Origin of the sequence: Agrobacterium sp. MA01 (assembly GCF_009650195.1) — a bacterium.
Classification (GTDB): Bacteria; Pseudomonadota; Alphaproteobacteria; order Rhizobiales; family Rhizobiaceae; genus Allorhizobium.
In genome coordinates this window covers 2,741,646-2,754,152 of sequence record NZ_CP045854.1, presented here as the reverse complement: position 1 = coordinate 2,754,152, position 12,507 = coordinate 2,741,646, and the positions used below count along the sequence as shown (strand labels likewise).

Annotated in this window: 12 protein-coding genes; 4 read left to right on the top strand and 8 right to left on the bottom strand. The window is 61.9% G+C overall.

Annotated features, from left to right (window positions below; translation table 11 throughout):
• Window positions 1–30: 30 nt before the first annotated feature.
• The 4 genes from GH983_RS13350 (at window position 31) to ureG (ending at window position 2,749) form a co-directional block, all read left to right on the top strand.
• Window positions 31–885, top strand: coding sequence for a GGDEF domain-containing protein (locus GH983_RS13350; protein WP_153762642.1), 855 nt, complete (start codon window positions 31–33; stop codon window positions 883–885).
• Window positions 886–950: 65 nt separating this feature from the next.
• Window positions 951–1,430 (top strand): urease accessory protein UreE, encoded by a 480-nt coding sequence (ureE, locus tag GH983_RS13345; protein ID WP_153762641.1) that lies wholly within the window; start codon window positions 951–953, stop codon window positions 1,428–1,430.
• A complete protein-coding gene (locus tag GH983_RS13340; protein ID WP_153762640.1) occupies window positions 1,414–2,109 on the top strand; it encodes an urease accessory protein UreF in 696 nt (231 codons plus the stop codon). The genes ureE and GH983_RS13340 overlap by 17 nt, the downstream gene beginning before the upstream one ends.
• Before the next feature lie 28 nt (window positions 2,110–2,137).
• Entirely contained in the window at window positions 2,138–2,749 is a 612-nt protein-coding gene (gene ureG / locus GH983_RS13335; protein WP_054148530.1) for an urease accessory protein UreG, read from the top strand.
• A gap of 32 nt (window positions 2,750–2,781) precedes the next feature.
• Here ureG and GH983_RS13330 read toward each other — a convergent pair whose 3' ends face one another.
• The 8 genes from GH983_RS13330 to GH983_RS13295 form a co-directional block, all read right to left on the bottom strand.
• Entirely contained in the window at window positions 2,782–3,465 is a 684-nt protein-coding gene (locus GH983_RS13330; RefSeq protein WP_054148531.1) for a Crp/Fnr family transcriptional regulator, read from the bottom strand.
• A 276-nt stretch (window positions 3,466–3,741) separates the two neighbouring features.
• On the bottom strand, window positions 3,742–7,065 hold the full coding sequence (locus GH983_RS13325) for an efflux RND transporter permease subunit (RefSeq protein ID WP_153762639.1): 3,324 nt from the start codon (window positions 7,063–7,065) through the stop codon (window positions 3,742–3,744).
• 14 nt (window positions 7,066–7,079) lie between these two features.
• Entirely contained in the window at window positions 7,080–8,264 is a 1,185-nt protein-coding gene (locus tag GH983_RS13320) for an efflux RND transporter periplasmic adaptor subunit (protein ID WP_069043551.1), read from the bottom strand.
• Window positions 8,265–8,586: 322 nt separating this feature from the next.
• The gene (locus GH983_RS13315; RefSeq protein ID WP_069043552.1) at window positions 8,587–9,579 is read right to left on the bottom strand and encodes an ABC transporter substrate-binding protein; all 993 of its coding nucleotides are present in this window, start codon (window positions 9,577–9,579) and stop codon (window positions 8,587–8,589) included.
• Window positions 9,580–9,608: 29 nt separating this feature from the next.
• Window positions 9,609–10,475: an ABC transporter permease gene (locus GH983_RS13310; RefSeq protein WP_069043553.1), complete on the bottom strand. Its 867-nt coding sequence runs from the start codon at window positions 10,473–10,475 to the stop codon at window positions 9,609–9,611.
• Window positions 10,472–11,359: an ABC transporter permease gene (locus GH983_RS13305; protein WP_054148382.1), complete on the bottom strand. Its 888-nt coding sequence runs from the start codon at window positions 11,357–11,359 to the stop codon at window positions 10,472–10,474. The genes GH983_RS13310 and GH983_RS13305 overlap by 4 nt, the downstream gene beginning before the upstream one ends.
• Window positions 11,359–11,694: a hypothetical protein gene (locus tag GH983_RS13300; protein ID WP_054148383.1), complete on the bottom strand. Its 336-nt coding sequence runs from the start codon at window positions 11,692–11,694 to the stop codon at window positions 11,359–11,361. Before GH983_RS13300 ends, GH983_RS13305 begins: the two co-directional genes overlap by 1 nt.
• A gap of 24 nt (window positions 11,695–11,718) precedes the next feature.
• Window positions 11,719–12,507 carry an ABC transporter ATP-binding protein gene (locus GH983_RS13295; protein ID WP_054148384.1) on the bottom strand — a complete coding sequence of 263 codons (789 nt, stop codon included), beginning with the start codon at window positions 12,505–12,507 and terminating at the stop codon, window positions 11,719–11,721.

Genomic DNA, 12,507 nt, shown 5'->3' with positions numbered 1-12,507 from the left:
CAGTAAGCATCTTCATGAAGGAGCGGGCGGTTGAGTCGCGGCAGCAAATGGCTTTGGCGGCAGGTCGATGTGGGGGCGCTGGACAGCGCCGGCGCGGTCCGTCGCTTTGCCCTGTCGGTTGGTTTCCGAGCGGTGATCGTGACCAGTCTGGCAGGCCTCGTCTTGCTGCCGCTCCTTTATGTCCTCAACGTCGTCGCCACGCCGATCGACCAGACAATGCGGTTGATGGTGGCCTTTTCCTGGCTGTTCGGCGGCGTGCTTTCGGCTGCCTGTGCTTTCGTCGCCGGCCATGTGCTGCGTGAACTTCTGCTGTCGCGGCGAAAGTTCGAGCGCCTCAGCCGCACCGACACACTGTCCGGTCTCGCCAACCGCCGTGCCTTCAACGAGGTGTCACTCGCCATTGATCGGGATGCTTCCCTGGCCATCATCGATATCGACCGGTTCAAGACGATCAATGATCGCTACGGCCATCAGACGGGGGATCGCGTCATCCAGTCCATCTCCTCGCTGTTGAAGGAGGTCTTTGGCGAAGCGCATCTCGTCGCCCGCCTCGGCGGGGAGGAATTCGGCGTCATCATCAGGGGCGGCAGCGTTGCCGAAAGGCTCGCCCTTGTCGAGCAGGCGAGATGCCGTGTCGCGGATGAAACGATCCTGTTCCAGGGCACGGAGCTTCACGTCACAGTCTCCGCCGGCGTTGCCGAATTTACGCCCGGCAAGCGGCCCGAAAGCGTCTATGCCTGGGCAGACAAGGCGTTATACCTTGCCAAGGAAAGTGGACGGGATTGCGTTTTCCACGAAAATTCGCTCGCCCTTGTGGAGGCTTTTTCCGCCGATCATGCCCCTGATGATGCTCAGCTTTTTGCGGCCATCGGACGCCGGGTCTGAAGAACGATCTTGCTGTCTGCCTTATTCCTGTGCATGGTTCAAAAAACAGCCATGCCGGAGTTTTCATGCAGCGTGCAACGTCTTTCAAATCCGCCGGTTTTATCACCGATGCGCCTGATGGGGTCGTTGTGCTTCCCCATGACGGGCGCCATCTGCGGCGCAAGCTCTTGCATCTCGACAATGGCGAGATGGTCATGCTCGACCTCAAGGAGCCTGTGCTGTTCCATCATGGAGATCGGCTCGTGCTCGACGACGGCACGACCATCGAGATCCAGGCGGCCGAGGAACGGCTGTTCAAGATCCGCGCGCGCGATACTCTGCATCTGATCGAACTTGCCTGGCATCTCGGCAACCGGCATCTGGCGGCCCAGATCGAGGCCGACCGTATTCTGATCCAACGCGATCACGTCATCCGCGACATGCTGGCCGGGCTCGGGGCCGAGGTCAGTGAGGTGGTCGAGCCGTTCCAGCCGGTGCGCGGGGCTTATCATGCGCATGGTAGCCACGGTTCTCACGGGGGGCACCACGATGCCGGCCACGGCTGAGTTGGGCGCCGGTGGCCTTGGTGGTCGCCAGGCGCTTCTGCGTCTGATGGCCTGGCTGTCACCGGCCTTTCCGGTTGGCGGGTTCTCCTATTCTGCGGGCTTTGAGAGCGCTGTGGTGGAGAGGCATGTCGTTGATGGTGACGCGGTCGAGGCCTGGCTTCAGATGCTGATGAGCGACGGCGGGTTGCGCAATGATTCAATCCTGCTCTCCGAGGCGCATCGCTGCCAGAGCGAGGGCCGGGCGCTTAACGACCTGATTGCACTCGCGGCGGCGTTGGCGGGGTCCGCGGAGCGCCATGCTGAAATCACCCGGCTTGGCGAGGCCTTCGTCAAAGCGGCTGCTGCCTGGCCGCATCCCGTGATCGACGCCCTGGCGGGGCCTGTGCCCTACAGCGTCGCCGTTGGTGCGGTGGCGTCAGCCCATGGGGTCGGACGACCCGACGCGCTTGCCGCCTTCCTGCAGGCGCAGGTGTCGCAATATGTTTCGGTCGCGATCCGCCTCGGCGTGATCGGACAGACGCGCGGGGTGGCGATCCTCGCTGCATCGGAAAGCCGCATTCTCGATGCCGCCTCCCGATTGTCCGAGCTCGGCCTCGACGATCTCGGATCGGCGACCGTCATTGCCGATACGCTCAGCATGCGCCACGAGACGCAATACTCACGGCTTTTCCAATCCTAGGCGAAAGCGGTTACACAGGACGAAGATGATGAAATCGAAGAATGGTCCCCTCCGCGTCGGTATCGGCGGGCCTGTCGGATCCGGCAAGACGGCGCTGACGGAAAAACTCTGCAAGGCCATGCGTGACGACTATTCGGTCGCGGTCGTGACCAACGATATCTATACGCGGGAGGATGCCGATGCGTTGATCCGCATGCAGGCTCTGAGTTCGGATCGCGTCGTCGGCGTCGAAACCGGGGGATGTCCGCATACGGCAATCCGTGAGGATGCCTCGATCAACCTGAAAGCCATTGCCGATCTCAATGCACGCATCCCGGATCTCGAGGTGGTCTTCATCGAATCGGGCGGCGACAATCTCGCGGCAACCTTCTCGCCCGATCTCGCCGACATCACCCTCTATGTGATTTCGGTCTGCCAGGGCGAGGAGATCCCGCGCAAGGGCGGGCCGGGCATCACGCGGTCGGATCTGCTTGTGATCAACAAGACGGATCTCGCGCCGCATGTCGGTGTCGATCTCGAGGTGATGGAGCGGGATGCTGGAAAGATGCGCTCTGAGCGCCCCTTCGTCTTCACCGATCTGAAGCGGGGTGCCGGTGTCGAACAGATCGTCAGCTTCCTGCGGCAGAGTGGGGGGCTCTGAGCAGAAGCCAAGGGGTCAGAGTGCCGATGCCCTCAGATCTGTCTGAGGGCGTTGACGTCGCTGATCTGGATCGTGCGTCCGCGCACCACGACGCCGACGCGCTTGAGCGTCGAGAAGGCTCGTGACAGTGCTTCGGGTGCCAGACCGAGCTTGCCCGCGAGCAGGCTCTTCTGGAAGGGCAGGCGAATAGAGGCTGGGCCGCCCTCGGCTTCACAATGGGTCAGGAGATAATGCGCGACGCGCTGCGGGGCGGTCTGCAGGCGGTCATTGGCAATGCAGTCCATTGTCGTGCGCAGATGGTCGGAGAGGCAGCGGATGACCGCCTTTGCGACATCCTTCTCCTGTTCGGAGAGTGCCCGGACGCGCTGCAGGTCGAAGCGTGCGAGCGTCACCGTTTCAGCCGCCTGGGCGTTGTAGAGATACTTGTCGCCTATCGCCAGCAGGCATTCGGCAAAGGTATCTCCGGGACCGCAGATTCGGATATCGGCTTCGCGACCGTCCTTGTTCAGGCGGTAAAGGCGCACATAGCCGCTCAGCACGCTGTAGAAGCTGTCGGCGGGCTCTCCTTCGCGGAACAGGACTTCGCGCGCCTCGTAGGTGGAGATGTTGGCGATTTCCATCATCGAGGCCATCGCCGTGGGGCCCAATTGTGACAAGAACGACGTCCGCAATAGCGTGTTCTTGTCGCGCGGGTTCAGTCTCAGGATCTTGTTCACGGTCTTCACGGCTCCCCATCCATCGCGGTATCAGGGCATGCACCGCTGCCGTCGTCGTGCTCAAGTCCGCCTCGTCGGATGTGCACGCCGCCTGCAGGTCCGGGTGGTCGTGCCCTTTCCATTGGTAGTCACAATATCGCGAGCGGTGGCAGATCCGATTGATTTCGATCAATCGCGCAACGGCAAATCAGGTTTGTCTAATCTGATCCGGCGGCTTGCAAAAACGCGAAAGGCCGGGCGCTGGGCCCGGCCTTTCGTGATCACCCAGCGTCGGTCCTACTCTGCGGCGAGCGGCGGCAGGTTGATGACGTTGCCGTTGCCATCGCCCTTGCGCGCAACCGGCTGGCTGCGTTCGACAGCCGCGACACGGCGATCTATGGCTTCCAGCGCCTGAACGTTCTGACGCGCCAGGAAGGAAAGGACTTCCGGTGTCAACGGCTCTTCCTCTTCTTCCTTCTTGCCGACGAAACGGCTGAAGATCCAGCCCAAGAGGCGGGAGACGTCGTCGAGGATCAGGAAGAAGGCCGGCACAACCACAAGGCTCAATACCGTCGAAACGATGATGCCGCCGATGACGGCGATCGCCATCGGCGCGCGGAACGAGCCGCCTTCGCCGACACCGAGCGCCGAGGGCAACATGCCCGCCGACATGGCGATCGAGGTCATGATGATCGGCCGGGCGCGCTTGCGGCCCGCTTCGACCATGGCCTCAAGCCGGTGCATGCCCTGACGACGCATTTCGATGGCGAAGTCCACAAGCAGGATGGCGTTCTTCGTCACAATGCCCATCAGCATCAGGATGCCGATCAGAACCGGCATGGAGAGCGCGTTGTTGGTGATGATCAGCGCGACCGCCACGCCGCCGATTGCGAGCGGCAGCGAGAACAGGATGGTGAAGGGCTGGATCACGTCCTTGAAGAGCAGGATCAGCACCGTCAGCACCAGGAGCAGGCCGAGGATCATCGCGTTGACGAAGCTCTGCTGCATCTCTGCCTGGATCTTGGCGTCGCCGCTTTCGGCGAGGCGAACGCTTTCCGGGATCTCGGCATTCTCCACCGTCGTGCGGAAGGCGGCCGTTGCGGTGTCGAGGGCGACACCCTGAGGCAGGCCGGCACCAATCGATACGACACGGTTGCGGTCGTTGCGCTTGATCGACGAGACGCCTTCGGCGTAGTCGATGTCGGCGACGCTGGAGAGCGGTACGGTCGCGCCGCTTGCCGTGCGCACCTTCAGCGACCGGATGGCGGCCAGATCCGTGCGCAGGTCCAGTGAAGCCTGGACGCGGATCGGGATCTGGCGGTTGTCGAGCGAGATCTTCGGCAGGGCTGCATCGACGTCGCCTATGGTGGCGACACGAACCGTCTGGGCGATCTGCTGCGCGGTGATGCCGAGGCGAGCTGCCTCATCGGCGCGAGGGCGGATCTGCAGCTCCGGACGGGGCAGGGCGCCGTCGGCGCTGACATTGGCGAGTTCCGGCACCTGGCGAAGCTTGGCTTCGAGGATGCCGACAGCCTGGTTCAACTCCTCCTCGTTCTTGGAGAGAAAGTTGAAGGTGATGTCGCGCTCACCCCGGTCATTGAGCTTGGTGACCCGGATATCCGGAATGCCGGCAAGCTTGGCGAAGACCTCTTCCTCGACATCCCATTGCGGACGGATACGGCCGTTTTCGGGAAGCTTCGGCATATATTGGCCGATCAGCGGAATGTTGCCGAGACCGCCATTGACGAGGGTCTTGGCAAGCGAATGCTCGATCCGGTCGAGGTTCATCGTCACGCTGGCACGGCGCAGCTCCAGATCGCCGCGCGGCGAGGAGCCGCCCAGGATGAAGATGCTGGCGACATCGGGCACGTCCTGGATGGCCGCGTAGATCTCGTCCGTCTTGCGTTCTGTTTCGTCGAGCGTCGCATTTGGCGGAAGCTCGACGGAAAGCACGATACGGCCTGCATCTTCCGGCGGAATGAAGCTGCCGGGGACGCCTGCGAGAAGCATGATCGAGCCGATCAGAAAGGCGATGGCAGCAGCCAGCGTGCCAAGGCGCGAATACCAGCGGCGCGTCGTGAAACGCACGAGCTTGGTATACATCTTGAGGGGCAGACTGTCGTTATCGTGATGGTCGTCCATCGCGTCTTCCGGCCGCATGAGATAGGCGGCCATCATCGGCGTGATGAGACGCGCCACAAGCAGCGAGAAGAAGACGGAGAAGGCCACCGTCAGGCCGAACTGGATGAAGTACTGGCCCGGGATGCCCGGCATGAAGGACACCGGCACGAAGACCGCGATGATCGTAAACGTCGTCGCGATGACCGCGAGGCCGATTTCGTCCGCCGCCTCGATGGCCGCGCGATAGGGCGTCTTGCCCATCTTGATGTGGCGGGCGATGTTTTCCACCTCGACGATCGCGTCGTCGACGAGAATGCCGGTGGCCAGCGTCAGCGCCAGGAAGGACACGAGGTTCAGCGAGAAGCCCATCATGTCCATGACCCAGAAGGTCGGGATGGCCGAGAGGGGCAGTGCTACGGCAGAGATCAGTGTTGCACGCCAGTTGCGCAGGAAGAGCAGAACGACGATGACGGCGAGGATTGCACCCTCGACGAGGGTATGCATCGCGGCTTCATAGTTGCCGTAGGTGAAGTAGACCGAGTCGTCGATCATCTCGATCTGGACGTTCGGGTTCTCGGCGCGAACCGTGGCGAGGCTCTCGGCCACGGTTTCTGCCACCGTCACTTCACTCGCCCCCTTGGCGCGGAAGACGGCGAAGGACACGACCGGCTTGCCGTCGTGACGGGCGAAGGATCTCTGTTCCTCGTACGTGTCGTAGACACGACCGAGGTCGGAAAGCTTGACGAAACGGCCGCCGGGGAGCGCGATTGTGGTGTTGGCAAGGCTCTCGACGTCGCGATTGTCACCGAGCGTGCGGATCGACTGCTCGGCGCCGGCCACCTGGCCGCGGCCCGAGCCCAGATCGACGTTCGTGCCCTTCAACTGGCCCGATATGTCGGAGGCGGTGACGCCCAGGGCATCGAGACGGTTGGGATCGAGCTCGACGCGCACCTCGCGATCGGCGCCGCCATAGCGGTCGACGCGACCGATGCCGGGCTGGCCCTGCAGGGCGCGCTTGACGCTGTCATCGACGAACCAGGAAAGTTCGGCAAGGTTCATGTTCGGCGAGGAGACGGCGAAGCTCTGGATTGCCTGACCCTCGACGTCGATCTTGGTGACGATCGGCTCCTCGACGGAGGCCGGAAGATCGCCACGGATCTGATCGATTGCGTCCTTGACGTCCTGCACCGCCTGTTCGGTGGGGACTTCCATACGGAACATGACGACCGTCTGGGACATCCCGTCGGTGACGGTCGAATTGATTTCGTCGACGCCGGTGATCGAGGCCACCGCGTCTTCGACTTCCTTCGTCACCTGGCTTTCGAGTTCAGCCGGGGAGGCACCACTCTGGCCCACGGTGATTGCCACAAGCGGCACGTCGATGTTCGGGAAGCGGGTGATCGGCAGCGCATAAAACGACTGGATGCCGACGACCATCAGCAGGAAGAAGCCCAGGATCGGCGCAATCGGATTGCGGATGGACCATGCGGAGAAGTTCATGGCGTCGTCGCCTCTCAGTTGGAAACGCTGCTGGTTTCTTCCACGGGATTGATGCGGTCGCCGTCACGGACGAAGACGCCCGCCTTGGCCACCACCTTGTCCCCTTCGCTCAGGCCTTCGGTCACCTCGACATAAGCGCCGTCCTGAATGCCGGTGCGGATCTCCACCATCTGGACGGTGCCATCGGAAACCTTGCGCACCGTCGTCTTACCGCCTTCGGTGGTGATCGCGGACAGCGGAAGGGCGATCCCCTTCGCTTCGCTGACAATGATCGCCGCACTGCCATACATGCCCGACCGGGCGGCCAGATCGTCGTCGAGTGCGATATGAACCGCGCCCAAACGGGTGACGGGATCAACGACCGGAGAGATCAGGCGCACGGAACCCGTCAGGGGTTCGGTGCTGCCGGCAATCACAACGGCCGCCTTCTGGCCCGGCTTGAGGCGCAGGATATCACTTTCCGTGACATCCGCCACCAGTTCGATCTGCCCATCGCGGATGACCGTGAACAGCGGCTGACCGGCGCCGGATGCGATGGCGCCGATCCGGGCATTGCGAACGGAGATCGTGCCTGTGACGGGCGACTTGATCTCTGTGCGGGCAAGCCGAAGGTCGGTGTCTGCAATCTGGGTGTCGACAACCTTGATGTCGGCTTCCGCCACGGTGATTGCCTGGCGGGCAGTCTCGACCCGGGCCGTGGCGCTGGCGAGCGCTGTTTCCGCCTGCTCTTTTTGTGACGTTGATACGGAACCTGATGAGACCAAGCGCGTTGCACGTTCAAATTGGCGCTGGGCGTCGTTCAGGCTCGCTTCGGCTTCCACCAGCTGCGCCTGATACTGGGCAAGGGCGGCTTCTGCCTTCGCACGGTTGGCGAGAGACTGGCTGCGCTGAAGCAGGAGAATGTCTTCGCTCAGTTTCGCGACGACCGCGTCAGCCTGGACCGTGTCGCCCACATCGACGTTCAGGGACTGGATCTGCAGACCCTCAACCTGAGGCTGGATCTGCACCTCTTCCTCGGCGCGGAGCGTGCCGGTTGAGACGACCCTGTCGACGAGGTCACGGCTCTCAGCCGTCGTGACGATGATGGCAGGAAGGTTCTGCGCTGGTGCTGCTGGCTGTTCCTGGCCAATGGCAACAGAGGCCGCCAATGACAGAGTGGCAGCCATCAGCACGGACTTCGCGCTCGCGTTTCGAAACATGAGACCCTTCCCAGAGGATGATAAAAGCAACTATCAGAGCATTACGTTTTGTCAGCCGGATCGGCTCACAGCGTCGATGCTACCGACATTCATACGCTGTTTTCAACTTTTCGGCATCTGAACCCAGATGAAGAGGTGGGGGATCGCAAAACCCCTTGCAAGAGCCTTAAAGGCCAATTGCGATATGGGCGTGAAAATAGTTCAATATAGAACGATGGTGTTGCCGATTTGCCAGTTTCGGCCGCTGAAATTGATCAGTAAAACCTACAAATAGACACGGGGATTGCTCCCCGTGTCCTTTATTCGCTGTGGTCCGCCAAGACTATTTCAGGGCCGCGTCGGTGATCTCGGTCGTGAAGGCACCGGTCGGTTCCTTGGTGATGACAGGATCCGAGCCGCCACCGAGCAGGGTCTTGACCGTGCGGTCGTAGTCGGCCTGATCGAGCGCGCCGTTGGAGCCGGCCGTCAGCTTGGCGACTTCGCTCATCATGCGCTTCTGATGGGCTTCGGTCTGAGCGCCGGAAGCGTCGTTTTCGAGCACGATTTCAGCCGCTTCGTCGGAGTTCTCCTCGGCATACTTCCAGCCCTTCATCGAAGCGCGGACAAACTTGACCATCTTTTCCTTGAAGGCTGGGTCGGCAAGCTTGTCTTCGAGCACGTAGAGGCCGTCTTCGAGGGTGGCCACGCCTTCGTCTTCATACTTGAAGGTCACCAGCTCCTCCGGCTTGATGCCGGCGTCGATGACCTGCCAGTATTCGTTGTAGGTCATGGTAGAGATGCAGGCGGCCTGCTTCTGGAGCAGCGGGTCGACGTTGAAGCCCTGCTTCAGGACGGTGACGCCACCTTCCGAACCGTCGGTCTTGATGCCGAGCGTGCTCATCCAGGACAGGAACGGGTATTCGTTGCCGAAGAACCAGACGCCGAGCGTCTTGCCCTTGAAATCCTCAGGCTTGGTAATGCCGGTTTCCTTGAGGCAGGTCAGCATCATGCCCGAGGACTTGAAGGGCTGGGCGATGTTGACGAGCGGAACGCCCTTTTCGCGGGTTGCGAGCGCCGACGGCATCCAGTCGACGATCACGTCTGCGCCGCCGCCAGCCAGTACCTGCGGAGGAGCAATATCCGGGCCGCCCGGCTTGATTTCGACGTCGAGGCCTTCTTCTTCGTAGAATCCCTTGTCTTTGGCGACGTAATAGCCGGCGAACTGGGCCTGGGTTACCCATTTCAGCTGGAGGGTCACCTTGTCGGCAGCGGCGGCCTGCATGGCGGTCAGCGAGACCGCAGCAGCCAGCAGCATGGATGCGAGTTTGACAGTCATTTCAGTTCCCTCTTTTTTGTTGGTTCAGTTCACGCCCGTCCACCACGGACGGACGGATGCCAGAAGGTGACCCGGCGTTCTGCCAGTGCCACCAATCCGTAGAAGACCGAGCCGGCGAGTGCGGCAACCGCAATCTCGGCCCAGACCATGTCGACATTCGAGCGTCCGACCTCTGTCGAGATACGGAAGCCCATGCCGACAATCGGGGTGCCGAAGAATTCTGCCACGATCGCACCGATCAGCGCGAGGGTGGAATTGATCTTCAGCGCATTGAAGATGAAAGGCCAGGCGGCGGGAAGCCTGAGCCGCACCAGCGTCTGCCACCAGGAAGCGGCATAGGTGTGCATCAGGTCGCGTTCCATATGGCTGGCGGCGGCCAGTCCCTGCACGGTGTTCACCAGCATCGGGAAGAAGGTCATGATGACGACGACCGCGACCTTGGACTGCCAGTCGAAGCCGAACCACATGACCATGATCGGGGCGATGCCGACAACCGGAAGGGCCGAGACGAAGTTGCCGATCGGCAGCAGGCCCTTCTGCAGGAAGGGCGAGCGGTCGATCAGGATCGCGACGAGGAAGCCGAGGCCGCAGCCGGCGACATAGCCTGTTATCACCGACTTCAGGAAGGTCTGCTGGAAATCCGCCCAGAGGATATGGGTGGAGGTGAGGATACGGGCCCAGATCATCGAGGGGGCTGGGAGCAGGATCGAGGGGATCTCGAAGCCGCGCACCATGCATTCCCAGATGACCAGCAGGGTCACGCCGAAGATCAGGGGTACGGCCAGGCCGATCGCGCGTTTCGTCGTCTGGTCCTTTGGACGGCGGCGGACAAGCCACTCGTTGAGACCCCAGGCGCCGAGCCAGAAGAGGATAGCGAAGACGAGATAACCGTTCATGGCTTGACCCCCATGCGTGCCAGCACCCGTGTGTGGGCCATGCCGACGATCGAGACCAGCAGGGCAGCCAGCCCCGCCGCCATGAAGAGCGCTGCCCAGATCTGGATGGTCTGGCCGTAATAGGAACCAGACAGCAGTCGGGCACCGAGACCGGCGACGGCACCTGTCGGCAGCTCTCCGACGATGGCTCCGACCAGCGAAATGGCGATTGCCACCTTCAGCGAGGTGAAGAGGTAGGGCATCGACGCCGGCCAGCGGAGCTTCCAGAAGGTCTGAGACTGGCTGGCATTATAGGTGTGCATCAGGTCGAGGAGCAGGATGTCCGGACTGCGCAGGCCCTTCACCATGCCGACGACGATCGGGAAGAAGGAAAGATAGGTGGAAATCAGCGCCTTGGGCATGAGGCCTGAGATGCCGATGGAATTCAGAACGACGATAATCATCGGCGCAATGGCGAGGATCGGGATCGTCTGGGAGGCGATGACCCAGGGCATCAGCGACTTGTCCATAGCCCTGTTATGAACGATGGCGATGGCAAGTACGATTCCAAGCACGGTGCCCATGGCAAAGCCGGCAAGCGTCGCCGAAAGCGTGATCCAGGCGTGGTAAACGAGGCTGCGCTTGGAGGTGACGGCCTTGTTGAACACCGTATCCCAGAGTTCGGCGACGATCTGGTGCGGAGCCGGCAAGACCGGGCGCTCCTGGGCGAAGGTTCGCTCGACGATCTGGGAGAAGGTTATCGTCTCGCCGGCACGTGCCGCCTGGTCGCGCACGAAGGGCGCGTTCAGATAGACGACGAAGACATGCCAGATCACGAGGATCGCCAGGAGGACTGTCAGGACCGGCAGGATTCGATCTCGGAAGGCGGAAGGAGCCGAGGTCATCAGGCGCCTCCTTTTGCAGGAAAGAGCATCAGGGCCATGGAGACGACACCGAGCGCAACGCCCGCCATCTGAACTGCGCTCAGCCGTTCACCGAAGAGGAGAAAGGCGATGACATTGATGAGTACCAGCTGGGCCACGGCGGACGCGGAGATGGCAAGGCCAAGGCCACCCTCACGCATCAGCTTCACCATCATCAGATTGCCGACGCAGTAGAGGGCGAGAGAGGCCACGAGTACCCAGAGCTTGCCGTTGTCGACATAGGCGCGGCTGACGGTGGCGGCACCCAGGAAGGTCGCCATGGCACCACCGAGCCAGAGGAGGAAGGTGGGGTTCATGGGGTGTTCCCCTTAATCACGGAACTATTCCTCATAGCTGTGCCCCGCCTTCAGGCCCTCGCGCACCCGGTGCGCGATCTCGAGAAACTCCGGGGTCTCGCGGATGTCGAGCGGGCGTTCCTTGGGCAACGTCGACTCGATGATATCGGTAACCCGGCCAGGCCGCGGGCTCATGACGACGATCTTGGTCGAGAGGTAGACGGCCTCGGGGATCGAATGGGTGACGAAGCATATCGTCTTGTTGGTGCGGTCCCAGAGCTTCAGGAGCTCGGAGTTCAGGTGGTCGCGGACGATTTCGTCGAGCGCGCCAAAGGGTTCGTCCATCAGCAGGAGGTCGGCGTCGAAGGCGAGCGCGCGGGCGATCGAGGCACGCTGCTGCATCCCGCCTGACAGCTGCCAGGGATATTTCTTGGCAAAGCCCGAGAGGTTGACCAGCTCCAGCGTCTGTTCGATGCGCTTCTTCTTTTCCGCCGCACTGTAGCCCATGATTTCGAGCGGGAGCGCGATGTTGTTTTCGATCGTGCGCCAGGGATAGAGGGCCGCTGCCTGGAAGACATAGCCGTAGGAGCGCGCCTTGCGTGCTTCTTCCGGTGTCATGCCATTGACCGTGATCTCGCCGGCGGTGTGCTTTTCGAGATCGGCGATGACGCGCAGGAAGGTGGTCTTGCCGCAGCCGGAGGGGCCGATGAAGGAGACGAAATCGCCCTTCTTCACCTCAAGATCGACGTTCGACAGGGCGTGGACGGGGCCGTCATTGGTCTCGAAGGTGAGGCTCAGGTTCCTGGCCGAGACAACGGAGTAGGGTGCATTCAT